The sequence below is a fragment of the Sulfitobacter sp. SK025 genome (assembly GCF_003352105.1).
In the GTDB taxonomy this organism is placed as follows: Bacteria; Pseudomonadota; Alphaproteobacteria; order Rhodobacterales; family Rhodobacteraceae; genus Sulfitobacter; species Sulfitobacter pontiacus.
The window spans coordinates 602092-621088 of record NZ_CP025808.1; the positions used below are offsets into that span (position 1 = coordinate 602092).

Genomic DNA, 18997 nt, shown 5'->3' on the forward strand with positions numbered 1-18997 from the left:
TGACGGGTTAGCTGGGGCGCGCCACCATGCGCCCCATGGGCCGACCGCCCAGAATATGCACATGCAGGTGCGGGACTTCCTGAACCCCATGCGCGCCGGCATTGGCGATCATGCGAAACCCTTCGCCCGCGTCCAATGTAACCCCTTCGGCTTTGCAGACTTCCGAGATGGCGCGTACATAGCCGACGATTTCGGCATCGCTTGCCTCTGCCGCGAAGTGGTCAAAGCTGATGTAGGGGCCCTTGGGGATCACCAGCACATGCGTCGGCGCTTGGGGTTCGATATCGCGAAAGGCAAGCGCGTGATCGGATTCATATACCGTGTTGTTCGGGATTTCGCCGCGCAGGATTTTGGCAAAGATGTTCTGGTCGTCGTAGCTGTAAGCCATGTGATGTCCTTAATCGGTGAAAAGATAATGTGTGTCGGCAATGGGCTGCGCCTGTTCCGGAGAGATGCGCAGGAAAGCGGCCAGCGCCTCGGCATTGTCCTGCGCCGAGGCTGTTTCGCGCATCCGGGCGTAGTTTTCAAACTGCGCGTCGCGGATGCGGTCGGATTCAAGGGTCAGGTCGTTCCGGATGGTGGGCAGCAGCCGTTCCAGCGTGTCAGCCGAGGTGCGTTCGCCCGCCAGCCCCACGCGCATGGCGTGGCCGACCAGGTAGTCATCCGAGAACTGGCATTCGATCTCGAGAACCCGTGTCATCGACCGGTCAGAGGCAAAGTCGTTCAGCAGGTCGATATCGCCGGGGTCCATGCAGACGATCAGCCGGTCGGCCTCGTAATAGTCGAACAGCATCCGCATCAGGGACCGCCGGTGGCGGGTGCGCTTGCCCAGACTGTTCTGGATGCCGCCAAGATCGGGCAGGGGGGTGTCCTGTTCGCTGAAAAGATATTCGATCGCGGGCAGATTGGTGACCTGACGCATCTGCTCTAGCACGCGTTTGGCGACATGCCACTTTTTGCACACGACAATCAGCAACTCGCGCTCGCGCCCCAGCGTGCTCTCCGTCTCCCAGAAACGGGTAGAGAACCGCCGCCCGATCCGACCCCGACCGGTCAGGAACTTGAACAGGTTGCGCCCTTCGTTGCTGATCTGCAGTTCGACATCCTTGGCCGAGTAAAGCAACCCCAACCGGCGCTTGAGGTCCGTCGCCTCGCTGCTGATCTTGCGTGCGAATAGATAGTCTTGGGCCAGCAGCAGATCGTAGTGGTCGTTATAGAAGGTCACCGGCATGCCGTAGTCGGTAAACATCAGGAACGTCAGCGTGCGCGCACGAATTTCATTGTCGGGCACGATATGGCGCACAATGGTCTGAAAAAACGTCTCGTCCGGAATCCAGGTGGTCCTGAAAAACCGCATCACGTCTTTGCGTTTGCGGGTGAAGGCCATCACCGCCTCTATGGTCTGGCGGCGCAGGCACCACCACTGGCTGCCGATCTGGATTTGCAGGTCCGCAGGAATGTCGCGCGTCAGGCCAAGGCGTTTCTGCAGCTCGAACATGCCGTAGAACCGCTTTTTCTGGGTGCGCTCGTTGAACCAGTGACGGTAGATCAGCCGCTCTTCCTTCCAGCCGGTCTTGATCCAGTCGCTTTCGAAGTAGTCAAAGCTTTCGATGAAATCGACGTCGTTATCATCAAGGTAGTCGTGGATGTATTCGGCGGATTTGATCGCCATGCAATCGCCCGACAGCATGTAGAAGTGTGTGGCACGCGGAAAGGCATCAATCGCGCTTTCGACGGCGTTCAGCGTCGCCTGTACCAGCGACCATTCTCCCCAACCGCAGCGGATGCGTTTGCTTGCGAAGGTCACATTGGGGTTCTTGCCAAGCGCTTGGGTGATCTGTGCGAAATCGGTCGGGCTGGCCGAGGCGTCAAAGTGGATCGACATGTAATCGCCAGACGCCGTCAATCTCTCCGCCTGCTTGATGATTGCAACGGGGTCTTTGTGACACAAAAGGATATAGGCAATTCTGGCCATCGCGAAACACGCATCCCCTCTGCTCTGGACGAGTTTGTTAGATAAAGGCGAACAGCGATTGAATAAACCGCGAATATTTGCTTTTTCTATATTTCAGGCCATTCTGTCGCCATAAATGGCAGCATAAGTGCGAAAAAATTTAGGAGGCAGAGCCGATTATGGGTTTTCCAGGGACATGGATGACAGAAAGCGAAAGCGTGGTATACCGCGTGGTGCCCAAATGCGCCTGTTCGACGATCGGGCAGATCATGTTCTATTCGGACCATGGCGAATTCTTTGACGGCGACATCCATGACGCGAAATCGGGCATGCACAAATGGGCGCATGACGACTCTCAGCCGTTGATTACGCGCAATGTGGAAAACCACAAATCCTACGCCTTCACCTGCGTGCGCAATCCATATACCCGCATCCTCAGCTCTTTCTTCGACAAGATTTGCGGCATCCAGCGCAACGGCCGGCGGTATCGCGGCAATCTGGTGCCGCTGCTTGTGCAAAAATACGGGATCGAGGTCGGCGGCGATGACGGCAAGCAAGAGTTTGACCAGATCGCCAGCTTCCGCCGTTTCCTGCTGTTTGCCCGCGACACCATCCGCTGGCGTCGGCCCATGGACCCGGACATCCACTGGTCCGCGCAATCGGGGCATGTCAGCACGTTCATCGTGAACGGCGGCACCTATGACAAGATCATCTGGACAGAGAAGTTCAACGACGGCATGCAAAGCGTGCTGGATGCCATCGACACGCCCCATACGGTGAACCTGTCCGAAATTCCGCGGTTTAACGAATCCGAAGGCCACGGCCCCAAGCGCGCCCACCCGGTAGAGGATTACTTCGACGATCTGTCGATGCATCTGATGCGCGAGATCTTCAAAAAGGATTTCGAGCTGTTCAAATACGATTTCGACAATCCGGCAAACAAGATGCCCACGGGCGAGATCGACCTTGCCGAAGTGCACGCCAAGCTGGGCGACTAAGCGGGCAGGGCCGGCGCGCCCCGCCTGACGGTCCATGCGGTTATGCCCGCTGCGGCATCTTGCGCGCAGGGCCGCAACGCCCTACATCCTTGGCATGTCACAGGTTAAATCATCTTCCAAATCCGACCCGAACTACAAGGTCATCGCCGAAAACCGCCGCGCGCGGTTCGATTACGCGATCGACGATGATGTCGAATGCGGCATCATTCTTGAAGGGTCCGAGGTCAAATCCCTGCGCAACGGCGGTGCCAATATCGCCGAAAGCTACGCCGCCGTGGAAGATGGCGAGCTGTGGTTGGTGAACTCCTACGTCGCGCCTTACACGCAGGCCAAGACCTTCACCCACGAGGAACGCCGTCGCCGCAAGCTCTTGGTGTCCAAGAAGGAGCTGTCGAACCTGTGGAATGAAACCCAACGCAAAGGCATGACGCTGGTCCCGATGGTGATGTATTTCAATCACCGTGGCATGGCCAAGATCAAGATCGGCATCGCCAAGGGTAAAAAGCTGCACGATAAACGCGAAACCGCCGCCAAGCGCGACTGGTCCCGCCAAAAGCAGCGCCTGCTGAAAGACCACGGCTGACGCCCCGTCCCGCTCTCGGGGTCTGAACGGAACACAATATGCCCATTTCCGGCCTGTGCTGCATGCGCACAGTCGCGGGCTCTTGCTTGCGGGGGCCGTCGCGGGTAGGCATTGAAAAACCTGTTCTAAAAGGGGGTGGACCCATGGCTGACAACCCGAAAACGCTTGTTTCAACCGATTGGCTGGCGCAGCACCTCAAGGATCCCGACCTGCGTCTGCTGGACGCGTCATGGTATCTGCCCGATGCAGGACGCGACCCCAAAGCCGAATATAATCAGGCGCATATCCCCGGCGCCCGCTTTTTCGACATCGATGAAATCTCTGATGGGCGGTCGGATATGCCGCATATGGCCCCGCCTGCTGAAAAGTTCATGTCGCGGATGCGCGCTATGGGTGTGGGCGACGGGCATCAGGTGGTGGTCTATGACGGGGCCGGCTTGCTGTCGGCTGCGCGTGTGTGGTGGCTGTTCCGTCTGATGGGGCAGGAAAATGTCGCCGTGCTGGATGGGGGGCTGCCCAAATGGGTCGCCGAAGGTCGCCCCACCGAAGACATGCCCCCGATCCCCCGCGACCGCCACATGACCGTGCGTTTCCAGAACCAACTGGTGCGTGATGTGACGCAGGTCGCTCAGGCGTCCAAGCTCAAGGCACCGCAGATCGTTGATGCCCGCGCAGCGGCCCGCTTTCGCGGCGACGCGCCCGAACCCCGCGAAGGCCTGCGCGCCGGCCACATCCCCGGGTCGCGCAACCTGCCCTACACAGAGCTGTTGAACGACGACAAAACACTGAAATCCGTAGCCGAGACCAAAGCGGCTTTTGAAGCGGCGGGCATTGACCTGTCGCACCCTGTGATCACGACCTGCGGGTCCGGCATCACTGCGGCGATACTCGCGCTGGCACTGGAACGGATGGGCCATACCGATTGGTCCCTTTACGATGGATCTTGGGCAGAATGGGGGATGTTCCCCACCGTGCCCGTTGCGACCGGAGACGCATAATGTTCGAAACCCTACAGGCGCAGCCCGCCGATAAAATCCTTGCCTTGATGCAGATGTACAAGGATGACCCCCGTGAGACCAAGATCGACCTTGGCGTGGGCGTGTACAAGGATGCCACGGGGCTGACGCCCGTCATGCGCGCGGTCAAGGCGGCTGAACACCAACTGTGGGAAGCCCAGACCAGCAAGGCCTATACCGGTCTGGCGGGCGATCCTGCCTTTGGCGATGCGATGGTGCAGATGGTGCTTGGCGATGCGGTCCCCCGCGCACAGGTTGCCGCCGCCGCGACCCCGGGCGGGACCGGCGCGATCCGTCAGGCGTTCGAGCTGATCCAGATGGCCCGCCCGCAGGCGCGGGTGTTTGTGTCGAACCCGACATGGCCGAACCATCTGTCGATCCTGAAATATCTGGGGATGGAGATGGTCCCCTACCGCTATTTCGACGATGAAACCCGTGGCGTCGATTTTGACGGCATGATCGCCGACCTCAAGACCGCGCAAAAAGGCGATGTGGTCCTGCTGCACGGCTGCTGCCACAACCCGACAGGGGCCAACCTGAACGCCGCCGAATGGGACGCAGTGATCAAAGTGTTGCAAGACACCGGTGCCACCCCGATGATCGATATCGCCTACCAGGGCTTTGGCGACGGGCTTGACGCAGATGCGGCGGCCACGCGCAAGGTCGCGGCGGCGGTGCCTGAATGTCTGATCGCGGCAAGCTGCTCCAAGAACTTCGGGATTTACCGCGAACGCACCGGCATCCTGATGGCGCTTTCGGCAGACACCTCGGCGCAAAAGCTGAACCAGGGCACGCTGGCCTTCCTCAACCGCCAGAACTTCAGCTTCCCACCAGATCACGGTGCCCGCATCGTCACCACCATCCTGAACGATAACGCCTTGCGCAGCGACTGGATGGCCGAACTCGAAGACATCCGCAACACCATGCTGGGCCTGCGCAGCCAGCTCGCGGGCGAACTTCAGCGTCTCTCCGGCTCTGACCGCTTCGGTTTCCTTGCCGAACACCGCGGCATGTTCTCGCGCCTCGGAACCTCGTCTGACATGGTCGACAAGCTCCGCGAAGACCACGGCATCTATATGGTGGGTGACAGCCGCATGAACATCGCGGGGCTGAACGCCGAAACCGTGCCGATCCTCGCCAAGGCGATCATCGAGGTCGGCATCTAACCCCGCCGCTTCACCCTTTCAAAAATACTCAAACCGCCGCGCTGGCATCTGGCGCGGCGGTTTTTGTTTGGGTGCATTGCCAGTCCTGCCCAGCATAACACGCGCGCAGCAAAAAGCCCGGGCGCGAACGCCCGGGCCTCTGCCTGCCTGCAGGAGTTTGGACCTTAGCTCTTGGAGAACTCAGGGTAGGCTTCCATGCCCAGTTCGGACACGTCCAGACCAGCGATCTCGGCTTCTTCGCTGACGCGGATGCCGGTGGTGGCTTTCAGGATCATCCACACAATCAGCGACACGATGAAGACAAAGGCACCGATTGAGGCAAAGCCGATGATCTGCGTCACAAAGGATGTGCCGTCGGTGTAGACGGGAACAACCAGCGTGCCCCAGAAGCCTGCGATCAGGTGAACCGGGATCGCACCGACCACGTCATCAATCTTGAGCTTGTCGAGGAAGGGCACCGCGAAGACCACGATCGCACCGCCCACAGCACCGATCCAAAGCGCACCGAAGAGCGTCGGGTCAAGCGGGCCAGCTGTGATAGAGACCAGACCGGCCAGCGCGCCGTTCAGCACCATTGTCAGGTCGGGCTTTTTGTACAGCATCTGGGTCAGGACCAGCGCGGCGATGGCACCGGCAGCAGCAGCCATGTTGGTATTGGCAAAGATCTGCGCAACAGCATCAGCGTCGATCATCGACCCCATGGCCAACTGCGAGCCGCCGTTGAAGCCGAACCAACCCAGCCACAGGATAAACGTGCCCAAAGTGGCGAGCGGCAGGTTCGAACCCTGCATCGGGATCACGCGACCGTCTTTGTATTTGCCGATACGGGGGCCAAGCACCAGCGCACCTGCCAGAGCCGCAAAGCCGCCCGCGGCGTGGACCAGAGTGGAGCCCGCGAAGTCGCTGAAGCCCGCGTCAGACAACCAGCCTGCGCCCCACTGCCAGCTTGCTTCGATCGGATAGATAAAGCCGGTCAGCACGATGGTGAAGATCAGGAAGGGCCACAGTTTGATACGCTCGGCCAATGTGCCCGAAACGATGGATGCGGTGGTTGCGCAGAACATCAGCTGGAAGAAGAAATCCGACGCGTTGGAATAGCCGCCCGCGTCAATCGCCGTCTTGATGTCCTTGGTTGCAAAAGTGCCGAACACGCCGGGGATGATCCACGCGTCGCCGGGGTACATGATGTTATAGCCGACCAGCCAGTAGAGAATGGCGGCCAATGCGAAAAGCGCGATGTTCTTGGTCAGCTGGGTGGTCACGTTCTTGGACCGCACCAGACCGGCTTCGAGCATGGCAAAACCCGCCGCCATCCAGAACACCAGAAAGCCGCCGATCAGGAACAGGATCGTGTTGAAAATGAAAGCAGTATCAGCCGCAGTCGCATACTCGGCCTCCTGCGCGAAACCCAAGGACGGCAGCAGCGTCGCTGCGGCAGCAAGGGGAATAAGAAGTCGTGATGTCATGTCGTCAATTCCTCGGACGTGGGGGTCAGATGGCGTCTTCGCCGGTTTCGCCGGTGCGCACGCGCACGGCTTGTTCAACGTCGAGGACAAAGATTTTGCCGTCGCCGATCTTGCCGGTATGTGCGGTGCGGGTGATCGTCTCGACCATCTGGTCGGCCAGCGCATCTGCGACCACCAGTTCAAGCTTCACCTTGGGTACGAAGTTCACGACATATTCAGCGCCGCGGTAGATTTCGGTATGGCCGGATTGGGCACCGAAGCCCTTGATCTCGGTCACCATCAGGCCACGCACGCCCGCTTCGGTCAGTGCTTCGCGCACCTCCTCGAGCTTGAATGGCTTGATTGTTGCGATAATGAGTTTCACCTATAATCCCTCTTCCAGATGGCAGGTACTTCCTGCGTTATGCCTTGGATAAAAGAGCGGCCGGTGCCCCTTGAAGGAAGGGTGCATCGCGCTTAGTCCCTCTCTGGGCGGGCGTGTTTGCCCGATTATTGGGCGTTGTGGGGGATGTGCCTAATTATTGGGCGTTAATTAGATGGCGCAGCGGGGCGTCTGCGCTAAACAAACCGCGCCGTGCAGGATAGAGTGCGAAAAAAAAGAATGGTTCAGCGAGCAGCATATGAGTGATTCATCCAAACGGAAGCGGCCCTTGGTTGCCGATAAACGCACCGCGGGCAAAGGCGGCAAACCGCCCCGCAAGCCGGTCGCGAAAAAGGCTCCGGCCAAGCGCAAGCCGGCACGTCGTGCGCCTGCGCGCCCCAAGGGGCCTATTGGCTGGCTGGCCGCGCTGGTGCGGTGGGTCTTCCGTTTGATCTGGACGATCGTCTGGCGGGTGACTGCCGTGGCGGTGCTGATGGTTGCCTTGGCCGTCGGCTATTTCTACACCACGCTGCCGCCGCTCGAGGCGCTGCTGGATGGGCGTGCGCGAGGGTCTGTCACGCTCAAGGATCGCTATGGTGATGTCTTTGCATGGCGCGGGGATCAGTTCGGCGGCGTCGTCACCGCAGACAGCGTATCCCCCGCCCTGAAGAACGCGGTGATCGCGACAGAGGACAAACGCTTCTATCGTCACTTTGGTGTCAGCCCGCGCGGTATCGCTTCGGCGGTCAAGATCAACCTGAGCGAGGGTCGCGGGCCCTTGTCCGGTCACGGCGGTTCGACGATCACGCAGCAGGTGGCCAAGCTGCTGTGTCTGGGTGAACCCTATGATGCGTCGTCGGGGCAGACGGAAAAGGAATACGAAGCCGAATGTCGCCGGTCCTCGCTGTCGCGCAAGGGCAAGGAAGCCCTGTTCTCGATGGCGATGGAAGCGAAGTATTCCAAGGATGATATCCTGTCGATCTACCTCAACCGCGCCTATATGGGCGGCGGTGCCTTTGGGGCCGAAGCTGCGGCGCAGCGTTTCTTTGGCAAACCGGCCGCCGCGTTGAAGCCTGCCGAGGGCGCGATGCTGGCGGGTCTGTTGACCGCACCGACCACCCTGTCACCGACCAATAATCTTGATCGGTCGCAAAGCCGTGCGGCAACCGTGATCCGCCTGATGGAGGATCAGGGCTATCTGTCAAAGGTCGAAGCGGATAACGCCATTGCCAACCCCGCCGAGCTGTCAGAAGCCGCAGAGGCCGAGGCGGGTGGCTATTTCGCGGATTGGGTGATGTCGTCTGGGCCGGAGTTCTTTACCCGCAACACGACCGAGGATGTGGTGATCAAGACCACCCTTGACCAAAAGATCCAGCGCGCCGCCGAGGAAGGTCTGAGCTGGGTGTTCGAAAACAAGGTCCGCGAAGGGTCCAAAGCGCAGGCGGCTGTGGTGATCATGTCTGCTGACGGGGCCGTGCGTGGCATGGTCGGTGGGCGCAAGACCAAGGTCGCGGGGGCCTTTAACCGCGCGACACAAGCGATGCGCCAGACTGGCTCTGCCTTCAAGCCGTTTATCTATGCAGCGGCGCTGGATCTGGGGTATTCGCCCAACGATCTGATCGAAGACGCGCCCTATTGTCTGAACGTGCCCGGGTCGGGCGAATGGTGCCCGAAGAACTATACCAACAGCTTCAAGGGTAACGTGACGCTCACCACCGCGCTCAAGGATTCGCTGAACATTCCGGCGGTCAAAGTCTCGGAGAGTGTCGGGCGCGATGTGGTCAGCCAGGTGGCAGAGCAATTCGGCATCAAAAGCGATCTGGCCGTCGGTCCGGCGCTGGCGCTTGGGGCGTCCGAAAGCACGTTGCTTGAAATGACAGGTGCCTATGCCGGCATCCTGAACGGCGGGTCATCGGTCAAACCCTACGGGCTGATTGATCTGACGTTGCAGGGCGACACTGATCCGGTGATGGGCACGGGCGGCGGTATCGGCGAGCGGGTCATTCAGGAAGATGCCGCGCTGCAATTGGTCTATATGATGGAAAAGGTGGTGTCCGAAGGCACGGGGCAGCGGGCGCAATTTGGTGGTCGTGAACTGGCCGGTAAGACGGGCACGACACAGGCCAACCGCGACGCTTGGTTCATCGGTTTCTCTGCCGACTATGTGGCCGGTGTCTGGATGGGCTATGACGACAACACGCCGTTGACCGGTGTATCGGGGGGCGGGTTGCCCACCGAGATCTGGAAGCAGGTCATGATGCGCGTTCACGAAGGGCTGCCGAATACGCCGCTGCCGATGATCGTGCCGGAACCGCCAGTGGTGCAAGCCCCGCCGCAGCCTCAGCAACCGGCGCAGCCGCAGCGAGTGCCGCGTCAGGACAACCCATTGGGCGTCATCGACAGGGTGCTGCGCGATATCTTTGGCGGGTAAAGGCCCTGCCTCTGCCGCAGCACGATGTTTTGGAAACGAAAGAAGGGAGGCCGGATTATTCCGGCCTCCCTTCCTTTTGTCGCATCCCCGAGGGCGGTACGAGGAGACCCGCCCCCGGGGGTTTGACGGTCTGGCTTAGAAGCCCAGAACCAGCGACACACCCAGGGTGTTGTCAGTGGATTTCAGGCCCGCAACCGGATCGGTGTTGTAGTCGGTACGGTAGCTTACGCGTGTCGACAGGTTGTCGGACATCTTGTAGTTGATGCCAGCGTCGTTCGACACGATGGTGTTCACATCAGAGCCGACAATGTCGGTGTCCATGGTGAAGGATACGATGTCGTTGAACGCGTAGAAGTAGCGCGACGAGGCGATAAAGCCGACTTCGGTTTCGGAGGTGCCGGTTGCGTCTTTAAAGTAGCGTACACCGGGGCCCGCTTGAACGCGCCATGTGTTGTCTTCTTTATTGATCGCGCGGTAACCCGGACCAAAGCCCAAGAATGCATCTGTTTCGGAACCGTCAACGGCTGCACCGGATGTGTCGGTCAGGTAACCGTCATATTGGTAACGGGCCAGGCCGAACGTATAGAACTCGGGTGTGAAGTAGCGGCTACCTTCATAGGTACCAAAGAACTTCTCTTCGCTCTTTGTGCCGTTTGCTTCGCCGTATTCTACCGCAAAACCAACCAGGTGGTTCCAGTCGCCGACACCGTATGTCAGGCGGCCAGCGCCCGATACTTCGCCGTTGTCTGTGTTGCCGCTGGTGCCCGATGCGGACAGGGCGAAAGACCCGCGCCAGCCTTGGGCAACGCCATTGGCGCCATAACGTTCTGCGTCGGTGCCGCGGGCCAGGTCGGTGTTCACGTCATCGGTGATGTCTTCGATCTGGTCGTTCAGCGTTTCAATGCCAAGCGCACGTTGCTGCGCGAAAACTGGAGCAGCAGCCAAGAGTGCGATTACGGAAACCGCGGACGCTTTAAGTACTGTATTCATTGGGGAATCCTTTCCCTTAGAAGTGACCCGCCTCGTTGATTGAGGCGAGAGCATCTCTGCTGAGAATGGATTTAAGATAGGGGGTCAGATAAGTGAAATTCGAATAAATCGTGCATGAAGCAAGTATTGCTCGTGTTAACTGCCCTTGAAGCGGAATTAAGGCGTCTTTTGCCCGTTGTCCAAGCTCTCGATCAGGATATTCTGTTGATTTTCAGCCGCTTGAGCGAGCTCCATCAAACTACGCCGTGCGATCGACAGCATCTCGGGGTCCAGATCTTCGCGCCAGACCACCCATGCGGGGTACGCAAAGCGTGGGGAATTTGCCACAACATGCAGTTTTCCAACGTCGAGATACCGTTGCACTGCCCGTGCGGGCAGGTAGGCAGCGGCGCGACGGTTGACGATATAGTCGGCCGCAAGCCCGCCAAGGGCCAATGATCGCCCCGAATTGGTCAGATGGGGCAGGGCGCTGGCGTGCATATGCGTAAACTCCGGCCCCCAGTCGACCGCGACATATTCTTTGCCAAGGTCTTTGACGTCCGTTTCAAAGGACGCGACGAGAATCAGTTCTTCCTCCAGCACGGGTTCGACGCGCAAACCGGGGCGCAGCTGCGGGGTGTAAAGCAAGGCGGCCTGAATAACCCCTTCGACCAGAAACCGCGTCAGCCGGTCGGACATGCCCATTTCGGCGTGAATACTAAGTTCGGGCATCATCGCTTGCATCGTGTCGATCCAGCGAAAGCCAAGCTTGTGCCACAGCGCGTGCTGTGCGCCGAAAGAAAAGCTGCGGCTGTATCCTTCGGGGATCGCGATCTGCTGGCGCGCTTCTTCCCATATCTTGAGAAGGCTCAGCGCGTATGAGGTAAACTGTTCGCCTTCCGAGGTCAGCACCGCCCCCGCTTTCGATCGTTTGAACAGCGGGTGGCCTAGGCTGTCCTCAAGCCGTTGCACGCGCAGGCTGACAGCGGATTGGGTGACAAACAGCCGTTCGGAAGCAGCGACAAAAGAGCCGGTGTTGGCGACTTCGATAAAGGTTTTGATCAGGGTGATATCCATGCCCTGATCATGATCCTCCGCAGGCCCGTTGCCAAGCTGACCTGAATCGCGCGCCCCTATCCGAAAGAGACCGGAAAGGAGGCGCGTGTTATTTGATACTTAGTCAACCATGCGCGGGCCGGTGGTGGCGGCGATGCTGGTGGGGCGCGCCAGATCGGCACGGCGCTTTTGCAGATAGTCCTGACGTGCCTGGGCATAGCTGTCGCCCGATGCGGAGATCGGCACTTGCTTGCCATTCACGATGCGGCGGTTTTTCTCGAATGCGCTATCGGCATAGCCGGTGACGGTGCCGACATAGCTTTCGGGGCTATCAAGCGTATAGGACAGCGGTTTGGTGAACAGGTCCACCACGCGGCCGGCGGTGTCGCGGCGGGTCGATGGGCCGATCAGCGGAAGTTCGATATACGGGCCTTCGCCCACACCCCAGACATACAGTGTTTCGCCAAAGTCGGTATCATGCTCGGGCACTTTGAATTCGCTCGCGACGTCGAACAGGCCGCCCATCCCAAGCGTGCTGTTTACCAAGAAGCGGTAGGTCGACAGGCCAAAGCCCGCGAGATCCGCCTGCAAGGCGCTGTTGACGGCAGCTTGCGGCATCGACAGGTTCTCGGAGACGTTATGCACGACCGTCTGGAATTCGATCGGCACCGCCCCCAGCACGCGGTTGGGTTTGCCCGATCCGCCGATCTTCTGATTGAAGGCGTGGACCTTGCGGTTACCGGCCTCGTGCGGGTCATTGACCCCTGCGGGCTGGGTCCGCGATGCACCGCTACAGGCGGCAAGACCTGCAACCAAAGTGACACCCACAAGGGCGCGCAGCGATGTGGAGAGGGTCGTGGCCTTGAACATGGTATAAATCCCGAAAACGCGTGAAAAACATGGTTTGTTATGCGCAGCGTCCCCGAAATACGCAACATGAGTTTCCTTGGGCATCTCGCGTTGGGGGCAGGTGTTGCAGTTCCTCCCTCTTGGGTCTTTTCGTTTCGCCGTCGCATCGCTATCGTCCCGCCAAAGGCATTCATTCCAAGGAAGTCCCCCATGAGCATCACCAGCCGTCTGAACGATCTTGGCGTCACCCTGCCTGACGCACCTGCCCCTGCGGCGAACTATGTGCCCTTCGTGAAAACCGGCAACACGGTCTATGTTTCGGGCCAGATCTCGAACGGGCCGGACGGGTTCATCACCGGAAAACTGGGCGCGGATATGGATGTCGCCGCGGGTGCCGAAGCCGCCAAGACCTGCGCGATCAGCTTGCTGGCGCAAGTCAAAGCCGCATGTGACGGCGATATCGAACGGCTCAAGCGGGTGGTGAAGCTGACGGCCTTTGTGAACTCCACCGCCGACTTCACCGACCAGCCCAAAGTGGTTAACGGGGCCTCTGACTTCCTTGTCGAAGCTTTGGGGGATGCGGGGCGTCACGCGCGCTCGGCCGTTTCTGCCGCGTCCTTGCCGCTGGGTGTCGCGGTCGAGATCGAAGGCATCTTCGAAATCGAATGACCCTACCGCAGGCGTTTTATACGACCCCTATCGCGCATCGCGGTTTTCATCACCGCGATGCCGGTCGGCCCGAAAACAGCTTTGCCGCCTTTCAGGCCGCGATTGATCGGGGCTATGGCATCGAGCTTGATGTGCAACTGTCACGCGATGGTGTGGCGCTGGTGTTTCACGACTATGCGCTGGATCGCCTGACAGGCCAGACCGGTGCCATCCGGCAACGCGATGCGGATGACCTGTGCCAGATTACGCTCACCGGCGGCAGCGACACTATTCCCACCCTGCCGCAGGTGCTGGAACTGATCGCAGGACGCGTCCCGCTGCTGGTCGAGATCAAGGATCAGGACGGTGCAATGGGGACGGACATCGGGCCGCTGGAAGATGCGGTGGCCGAAGCCCTGCGCGACTATGCGGGCGATGTGGCTATCATGTCGTTCAACCCCAACAGCGTCGCGCGGATGGCAGAGCTGTTGCCGGATGTGCCGCGTGGATTGGTGACCAGCGCCTATCGCTATGTCGAATGGCCGCTGCCCAAAGCCACCTGCGACCGCCTGCGCGAGATCCCCGATTACGACCGCACCGGCGCGTGTTTCATCAGCCACGAGGTCGACGATCTGCCCCGCCCCCGCGTGGCAGAGCTGCGCGAGGCAGGCGCGATGATCTGCTGCTGGACCGTGCGCAGCCTTTCAGTTGAAAACGGCGCACGCGAATTTGCGCATAATATCACCTTCGAAGGCTATGACGCGCCGCTGCAAGGTTGAACCGTCCGGCTTCGGCCACAGATAAGGCCTATGACAACGGGACATCCAGTATGAACGCGCGCGACGTCGAAATCAGAATTGCCTCGCGCATCGCGCAAATCGGTCAGGCGGAATGGGATGCCTGTGCCTGCCCCGAAGCCGCCGGGGGCGCGCGCCCCGCGGACCCTTTCACCACCTTTCGTTTCCTTTCAGCGCTAGAGGAAAGCGGCAGCGTCGGCCCCGGTACGGGGTGGCAGCCACAATACCTCAGCGCTGCCATTGACGGTCAGATCATCGCGGTCGCGCCGATGTACGCCAAGTCACACAGTCAGGGTGAATACATCTTTGACCACAGCTGGGCCCATGCGTTCGAACGGGCGGGCGGGCGCTATTACCCCAAGCTGCAGATCGCCGTGCCCCATACCCCTGCCACGGGTCGCCGTTTCCTGACCCGTCCGGGGTTCGAAGAGACGGGTACCGCGGCCCTCATCCAGGGGGCGGTCCAGCTGACCGATTCAAACGGGCTGTCGTCCTTGCACATTACCTTTTGTACCCAAGACGAGGCCGCCGCGGCAGAGCAACTGGGCCTGCTGGCCCGCAAAAGCCAGCAGTTCCACTGGCGCAACGCGGGCTTTGAGGACTTCGATGGGTTCCTTGCCACGCTCAGCTCGCGCAAGCGCAAGAACATCCGCAAGGAACGCCAGCAGGCACAGGCCTTTGGCGGAGAGATAGAGGTGTTCACCGGTGACGATCTGCAGCCCGAACATTGGGATGCCTTCTGGCAATTCTATCAGGACACAGGTGCGCGCAAATGGGGCACGCCCTATCTGACACGCGCATTCTTCGACATCGCCCAGGACCAGCTACGCGACGACATGGCACTGGTGCTGGCCAAACGGGATGGTGCATGGGTGGCGGGCGCGCTGAACTTTATCGGCGCAGATGCGCTTTATGGGCGCTATTGGGGCTGCACCGAACATCACCCGTTCTTGCACTTTGAATTGTGCTATTATCAGGCCATCGATATCGCGATCAAACTGGGCCTCTCTACCGTCGAGGCAGGTGCGCAGGGGGAACACAAGCTCGCGCGCGGTTACCTGCCACAGGCGACGTGGTCGCTGCATTGGATGCGGGACGAGGGTTTTATGCGCGCTGTTGAAGACTATCTTGTACAGGAACGGGCAGCCGTTGACGAAGAGATAGACATTTTGACAGATTACGGCCCATTCAAAAGGGTCGAGGTTGAGGAACAGGAATGAGCGAAAGATTAAGCGAAGAGACGCGCAAAACCGTATTGGCCCCCTTGTTCAGCACAGGCTGGGCTATGGTGGAGGACCGGGATGCGATCGTCAAAACCTTCAAGTTCAATGATTTCGCGGATGCTTTCGGCTGGATGACCCGCGCGGCGATCTGGGCCGAGAAATGGAACCACCATCCAGAGTGGGAGAACGTCTATAACAAGGTGATCGTCACACTGACGACCCATGACGTGGATGGCCTAAGCTCGCTTGATGCCAAGCTGGCGCGCAAGATGGATGGATTGATGGGCGAAGTCAAAGCGGGCTAAGGCACCATTAACCGTCGCATTATCCAACAAAAACGCAGCCGCAGGGGCACCGCGGCTGCGTTTTTCATTTTCAGGGTCGTGCCGGATTACATGTTGTCCAGCAGCGCCTCGCCGCCCGACATGTCGCAGACACCGGGTTGGACCTCGGCTTGGAACAGCGTGACCTTGCCGTCATCCACCAGCATCGCATAGCGCTTAGAGCGCGAGATCAGCCCCGCGGGCTCGGCCGAGAATTCCATGCCGATGGCTTTGGTAAACGCGCTGTTGGCATCGGCGAGCATGGTGATGCCAGCCGCCGTCGCGCCTGTCGATTTACCCCAAGCGGCCATAACAAAGGGGTCATTGCAGGACACGCAGATGATCTCGTCCACGCCTTTGGCGTCGAACTGGTCCTTGGTGCGCACAAAGCTGGGCACATGGGCGGAATCGCAGGTGGGCGTATAGGCACCGGGCACGGCAAAGACGACGACCTTGCGGCCCTTTAGCTTGTCGGCCATCTGCACAGGCTGCGGGCCGTCCGGCCCCATTTGCACCAGCGTTGCATCGGGCAGCGTGTCGCCTTGGGAAATCGTCATATGCGTGACCTTTCGTGTCATTGCGTTTGTCTTCACGGAAGATATAGGCTTTGCACGCAGGCAGGAACACGGTTTTTTCGAAAGGGGCAAGGATGGGTCATGTGGTGGTGATCGGGGCAGGGCAGGCGGGGTCATCCTGTGTGGCCAAGCTGCGCAACTCCGGCTTTGAGGGAAAGATCACGTTGATCGGGGCCGAAACCGTGCCCCCCTACCAGCGGCCGCCCTTGTCCAAGGCCTATCTGCTGGGCGACATGGCGCTTGAGCGGCTCTATCTGCGGCCCGAGAGTTTTTACGCCGACCACGGGATTGACCTGATGCTGGGCACCACGGTCGACAGCATCGATCCGGCGGCGCAGACCGTGCGGGTCAACGGCGGGGATATGGCCTATGACGATCTGGTGCTGACCACCGGATCGTTCCCGCGTCGTCTGCCCGCGCATATCGGAGGCGATCTGGAGGGCGTGCATGTGGTGCGCGACCTAAGGGACGTAGATACGATGGGCCCGCGCTTTACCAAAGGCGCGCGGGTGCTGATCGTCGGCGGTGGCTATATCGGGCTAGAGGCCGCCTCGGTCGCGGCCAAGCTGGGGTTGCAGGTGACACTGGTAGAGATGGGCGACCGCATCCTGCAACGGGTCGCGGCCCCGCAGACCTCTGACTTTTTCCGCGCGCTGCACGAGGCGCATGGCGTCACCATCCGCGAAGGCGTCGGGCTTGAGCGTTTGACAGGCGACACCCATGTCACCGGCGCTGAACTGTCGGACGGCACGACGCTGGACGTGGACTTCGTGATCGTCGGCGTTGGCATCGGGGCGGCGACGGCGCTGGCCGATGCGGCGGGGATCGTGAATGACAACGGTATCATGACCGACACCCACGGGCGCACTTCTGCGCCGCATGTCTGGGCTGCAGGCGATTGCGCGTCCTTCCCTTATCGCGGCGGGCGCATCCGGTTGGAATCTGTGCCAAACGCCATTGATCAGGCCGAGCTGGTCGCGGAAAACATCATGGGTGCGGATAAGGAATATGTCGCCAAGCCGTGGTTCTGGTCGGACCAGTATGACGTGAAACTGCAGATCGCGGGGCTGAACATGGGCTATGATCGCGTGATCACCCGACGCAGCGACGCCGATAGCGTGGCCTTCTGGTACTATCGCGGGGACGAGCTCTTGGCGGTGGATGCAATGAACGATCCGCGCGGCTTCATGATCGGGCGCCGGTTGATCGAGGCGGGCAAATCCCCCGCACCTGCGCTGATCGAAGACCCGAGCACAGATTTGAAGGCACTGCTGAAGTCATGAGGATCATCGCTGGCAAACACCGTGGCACCCAACTGGCCGACGTGGGCAAGGGCGATGCGGATGCGCATTTGCGTCCTACCTCTGACCGCGTACGCGAGAGCCTGTTTTCCATGCTGACCCATCACAATGTGATCAACGGCGCCCGGGTGCTTGACCTGTTCGCGGGCACCGGTGCCCTTGGGCTAGAGGCGTTGTCGCGCGGTGCGCGCGAGGTGGTGTTTATCGAGAACGGGCGCGTCGGGCAAAAGCTGATCACCGAGAACATCAAGAAGCTGCGGGCCGAGGGCGCGACCACGCTGATGCGCTCCGACGCGACGGCACTTGGGGGTTGGATCGCGGCGCCGTTCGATCTGGTCTTTCTCGATCCGCCTTATGGCAAGGGGATGGGCCAGACCGCCTTGGTCAAGGCGCGGGCGGGCGGCTGGCTGACACCCGATGCCATGATCGTCTGCGAGGAAAACGCCCCGCTTGATCCGCCCCAAGGGTTCACGCGCGAGGACAAGCGCAAGTATGGCGACACCTGGATCACCCTGCTGCGCCAGGACTAGCCCAGTGCCCATCAACAGTTGCCGCTTTGCATTCGCTGCGCTGCGGCCTATGTGCTAACAAAGACGTAAAGGAAAGTAGACCGCCATGAGCCTGAGCATGACCAGCACCTTCATCAAGCCGATGCACCCCGAGGGGCGCAAGTTCGTGGCGATCTTTGCCGCGATCACGCTGGTGCTTTTTATCATCGCTGAACCACTGGGATGGCTGGGGGTGGGCGCAACCGTCTGGTGCTACTACTTTTTCCGTGACCCTGAACGGGTGACACCCAAGGGCGATAACCTTGTTATCAGCCCTGCCGATGGCATCGTATCGCTGATCGAACCTGCCGTGCCGCCGGCAGAGTTGGGGATGCCTGACACGCCGCTGACACGGGTTAGCGTGTTCATGAACGTATTTAACTGTCACGTGAATCGCGCCCCCGTCGCGGGCGAGATCACCGAAATCGCTTACCGTCCCGGCAAGTTTTTCAACGCCTCGCTGGACAAGGCGAGCGAGGATAACGAACGCAACAGCCTGCGCATCAAGATGGCCGACGGCCGCGAGGTCGCCGCCGTCCAGATCGCCGGTCTGGTAGCGCGCCGTATCGTGTGTTTCACCAAGAAGGGCGCGCATACGCAGGCGGGTCAACGCTTTGGTCTGATCCGCTTTGGGTCGCGCGTCGATGTCTACCTGCCCGAGGGGGTCACCCCGCGCGTCAGCATCGGTCAGACGATGGTCGCAGGCGAAACCGTGCTGGCAGAGCTTTCCTGA

20 protein-coding genes are annotated in these 18997 nt (G+C 60.2%); 12 read left to right on the forward strand and 8 right to left on the reverse strand.

Annotated elements, in window-relative coordinates; all coding sequences use genetic code 11:
* Positions 1-7: 7 nt before the first annotated feature.
* Positions 8-388, reverse strand: a complete 381-nt coding sequence (locus C1J04_RS02785; protein WP_005851062.1) for a histidine triad nucleotide-binding protein — start codon at positions 386-388, stop codon at positions 8-10.
* A gap of 9 nt (positions 389-397) precedes the next feature.
* Entirely contained in the window at positions 398-1975 is a 1578-nt protein-coding gene (locus C1J04_RS02790; RefSeq protein ID WP_009825866.1) for a DUF5928 domain-containing protein, read from the reverse strand.
* A gap of 158 nt (positions 1976-2133) precedes the next feature.
* Between C1J04_RS02790 and C1J04_RS02795 the strand changes: the two genes are divergently transcribed.
* The 4 genes from C1J04_RS02795 (at position 2134) to C1J04_RS02810 (ending at position 5717) form a co-directional block, all read left to right on the forward strand.
* On the forward strand, positions 2134-2952 hold the full coding sequence (locus tag C1J04_RS02795) for a sulfotransferase family protein (RefSeq protein ID WP_037954079.1): 819 nt from the start codon (positions 2134-2136) through the stop codon (positions 2950-2952).
* Positions 2953-3046: 94 nt separating this feature from the next.
* Entirely contained in the window at positions 3047-3535 is a 489-nt protein-coding gene (smpB, locus tag C1J04_RS02800; RefSeq protein WP_009825868.1) for an SsrA-binding protein SmpB, read from the forward strand.
* A 143-nt stretch (positions 3536-3678) separates the two neighbouring features.
* Complete coding sequence (gene sseA, locus C1J04_RS02805; protein ID WP_009825869.1) at positions 3679-4533, forward strand: 3-mercaptopyruvate sulfurtransferase; 855 nt, start codon at positions 3679-3681, stop codon at positions 4531-4533.
* On the forward strand, positions 4533-5717 hold the full coding sequence (locus tag C1J04_RS02810; protein ID WP_009825870.1) for an amino acid aminotransferase: 1185 nt from the start codon (positions 4533-4535) through the stop codon (positions 5715-5717). Before sseA ends, C1J04_RS02810 begins: the two co-directional genes overlap by 1 nt.
* 164 nt (positions 5718-5881) lie before the next feature.
* Here C1J04_RS02810 and C1J04_RS02815 read toward each other — a convergent pair whose 3' ends face one another.
* Both C1J04_RS02815 and C1J04_RS02820 read right to left on the reverse strand, forming a co-directional pair.
* Positions 5882-7183 carry an ammonium transporter gene (locus C1J04_RS02815; RefSeq protein ID WP_005851078.1) on the reverse strand — a complete coding sequence of 434 codons (1302 nt, stop codon included), beginning with the start codon at positions 7181-7183 and terminating at the stop codon, positions 5882-5884.
* Between the two features lie 25 nt (positions 7184-7208).
* Entirely contained in the window at positions 7209-7547 is a 339-nt protein-coding gene (locus C1J04_RS02820; protein WP_005851080.1) for a P-II family nitrogen regulator, read from the reverse strand.
* A gap of 256 nt (positions 7548-7803) precedes the next feature.
* On the opposite strand from C1J04_RS02820, the gene C1J04_RS02825 reads away from it, so the two are divergent.
* Complete coding sequence (locus tag C1J04_RS02825) at positions 7804-9975, forward strand: transglycosylase domain-containing protein (protein WP_174226594.1); 2172 nt, start codon at positions 7804-7806, stop codon at positions 9973-9975.
* Positions 9976-10110: 135 nt separating this feature from the next.
* On the opposite strand, the gene C1J04_RS02830 is transcribed toward C1J04_RS02825, so the two are convergent.
* The 3 genes from C1J04_RS02830 to C1J04_RS02840 all read right to left on the reverse strand — a co-directional run bounded on the left by C1J04_RS02830 (position 10111) and on the right by C1J04_RS02840 (position 12870).
* The gene (locus C1J04_RS02830; RefSeq protein ID WP_037954081.1) at positions 10111-10965 is read right to left on the reverse strand and encodes a DUF481 domain-containing protein; all 855 of its coding nucleotides are present in this window, start codon (positions 10963-10965) and stop codon (positions 10111-10113) included.
* 156 nt (positions 10966-11121) lie between these two features.
* Positions 11122-12021 carry a LysR family transcriptional regulator gene (locus C1J04_RS02835; protein ID WP_009825873.1) on the reverse strand — a complete coding sequence of 300 codons (900 nt, stop codon included), beginning with the start codon at positions 12019-12021 and terminating at the stop codon, positions 11122-11124.
* Positions 12022-12120: 99 nt separating this feature from the next.
* The gene (locus C1J04_RS02840) at positions 12121-12870 is read right to left on the reverse strand and encodes an MlaA family lipoprotein (RefSeq protein WP_009825874.1); all 750 of its coding nucleotides are present in this window, start codon (positions 12868-12870) and stop codon (positions 12121-12123) included.
* A 189-nt stretch (positions 12871-13059) separates the two neighbouring features.
* Here C1J04_RS02840 and C1J04_RS02845 point away from each other — a divergent pair, with 189 nt between their 5' ends.
* The 4 genes from C1J04_RS02845 to C1J04_RS02860 are packed head-to-tail and all read left to right on the forward strand — an operon-like array spanning position 13060 to position 15822.
* On the forward strand, positions 13060-13518 hold the full coding sequence (locus tag C1J04_RS02845; protein WP_009825875.1) for a RidA family protein: 459 nt from the start codon (positions 13060-13062) through the stop codon (positions 13516-13518).
* Entirely contained in the window at positions 13515-14276 is a 762-nt protein-coding gene (locus C1J04_RS02850) for a glycerophosphodiester phosphodiesterase family protein (RefSeq protein WP_009825876.1), read from the forward strand. Before C1J04_RS02845 ends, C1J04_RS02850 begins: the two co-directional genes overlap by 4 nt.
* A 50-nt stretch (positions 14277-14326) precedes the next feature.
* Positions 14327-15514: a GNAT family N-acetyltransferase gene (locus C1J04_RS02855; protein ID WP_037954084.1), complete on the forward strand. Its 1188-nt coding sequence runs from the start codon at positions 14327-14329 to the stop codon at positions 15512-15514.
* Positions 15511-15822 (forward strand): 4a-hydroxytetrahydrobiopterin dehydratase, encoded by a 312-nt coding sequence (locus C1J04_RS02860; protein ID WP_005851091.1) that lies wholly within the window; start codon positions 15511-15513, stop codon positions 15820-15822. The genes C1J04_RS02855 and C1J04_RS02860 overlap by 4 nt, the downstream gene beginning before the upstream one ends.
* An 86-nt stretch (positions 15823-15908) precedes the next feature.
* Here C1J04_RS02860 and C1J04_RS02865 read toward each other — a convergent pair whose 3' ends face one another.
* Positions 15909-16397: a peroxiredoxin gene (locus tag C1J04_RS02865; RefSeq protein WP_037954087.1), complete on the reverse strand. Its 489-nt coding sequence runs from the start codon at positions 16395-16397 to the stop codon at positions 15909-15911.
* A gap of 92 nt (positions 16398-16489) precedes the next feature.
* Here C1J04_RS02865 and C1J04_RS02870 point away from each other — a divergent pair, with 92 nt between their 5' ends.
* The 3 genes from C1J04_RS02870 to C1J04_RS02880 all read left to right on the forward strand — a co-directional run bounded on the left by C1J04_RS02870 (position 16490) and on the right by C1J04_RS02880 (position 18997).
* A complete protein-coding gene (locus C1J04_RS02870; RefSeq protein ID WP_009825879.1) occupies positions 16490-17698 on the forward strand; it encodes an NAD(P)/FAD-dependent oxidoreductase in 1209 nt (402 codons plus the stop codon).
* Positions 17695-18246: a 16S rRNA (guanine(966)-N(2))-methyltransferase RsmD gene (rsmD, locus tag C1J04_RS02875; RefSeq protein WP_005851097.1), complete on the forward strand. Its 552-nt coding sequence runs from the start codon at positions 17695-17697 to the stop codon at positions 18244-18246. The genes C1J04_RS02870 and rsmD overlap by 4 nt, the downstream gene beginning before the upstream one ends.
* 91 nt (positions 18247-18337) lie before the next feature.
* Complete coding sequence (locus C1J04_RS02880; RefSeq protein WP_174226618.1) at positions 18338-18997, forward strand: phosphatidylserine decarboxylase; 660 nt, start codon at positions 18338-18340, stop codon at positions 18995-18997.

Bases quoted from the DNA above. Each gene is read 5' to 3' on its own strand.
- C1J04_RS02860 (WP_005851091.1), top strand. From the start codon at position 15,511: ATGAGCGAAAGATTAAGCGAAGAGACGCGCAAAACCGTATTGGCCCCC.
- C1J04_RS02790 (WP_009825866.1), bottom strand. From the start codon at position 1,975: ATGGCCAGAATTGCCTATATCCTTTTGTGTCACAAAGACCCCGTTGCA.
- C1J04_RS02850 (WP_009825876.1), top strand. From the start codon at position 13,515: ATGACCCTACCGCAGGCGTTTTATACGACCCCTATCGCGCATCGCGGT.
- C1J04_RS02810 (WP_009825870.1), top strand. From the start codon at position 4,533: ATGTTCGAAACCCTACAGGCGCAGCCCGCCGATAAAATCCTTGCCTTG.
- rsmD (WP_005851097.1), top strand. From the start codon at position 17,695: ATGAGGATCATCGCTGGCAAACACCGTGGCACCCAACTGGCCGACGTG.
- C1J04_RS02855 (WP_037954084.1), top strand. From the start codon at position 14,327: ATGAACGCGCGCGACGTCGAAATCAGAATTGCCTCGCGCATCGCGCAA.
- C1J04_RS02840 (WP_009825874.1), bottom strand. From the start codon at position 12,870: ATGTTCAAGGCCACGACCCTCTCCACATCGCTGCGCGCCCTTGTGGGT.
- smpB (WP_009825868.1), top strand. From the start codon at position 3,047: ATGTCACAGGTTAAATCATCTTCCAAATCCGACCCGAACTACAAGGTC.
- C1J04_RS02865 (WP_037954087.1), bottom strand. From the start codon at position 16,397: ATGACGATTTCCCAAGGCGACACGCTGCCCGATGCAACGCTGGTGCAA.
- C1J04_RS02815 (WP_005851078.1), bottom strand. From the start codon at position 7,183: ATGACATCACGACTTCTTATTCCCCTTGCTGCCGCAGCGACGCTGCTG.
- C1J04_RS02795 (WP_037954079.1), top strand. From the start codon at position 2,134: ATGGGTTTTCCAGGGACATGGATGACAGAAAGCGAAAGCGTGGTATAC.
- C1J04_RS02845 (WP_009825875.1), top strand. From the start codon at position 13,060: ATGAGCATCACCAGCCGTCTGAACGATCTTGGCGTCACCCTGCCTGAC.
- C1J04_RS02785 (WP_005851062.1), bottom strand. From the start codon at position 388: ATGGCTTACAGCTACGACGACCAGAACATCTTTGCCAAAATCCTGCGC.
- sseA (WP_009825869.1), top strand. From the start codon at position 3,679: ATGGCTGACAACCCGAAAACGCTTGTTTCAACCGATTGGCTGGCGCAG.
- C1J04_RS02830 (WP_037954081.1), bottom strand. From the start codon at position 10,965: ATGAATACAGTACTTAAAGCGTCCGCGGTTTCCGTAATCGCACTCTTG.
- C1J04_RS02835 (WP_009825873.1), bottom strand. From the start codon at position 12,021: ATGGATATCACCCTGATCAAAACCTTTATCGAAGTCGCCAACACCGGC.
- C1J04_RS02870 (WP_009825879.1), top strand. From the start codon at position 16,490: ATGGGTCATGTGGTGGTGATCGGGGCAGGGCAGGCGGGGTCATCCTGT.
- C1J04_RS02825 (WP_174226594.1), top strand. From the start codon at position 7,804: ATGAGTGATTCATCCAAACGGAAGCGGCCCTTGGTTGCCGATAAACGC.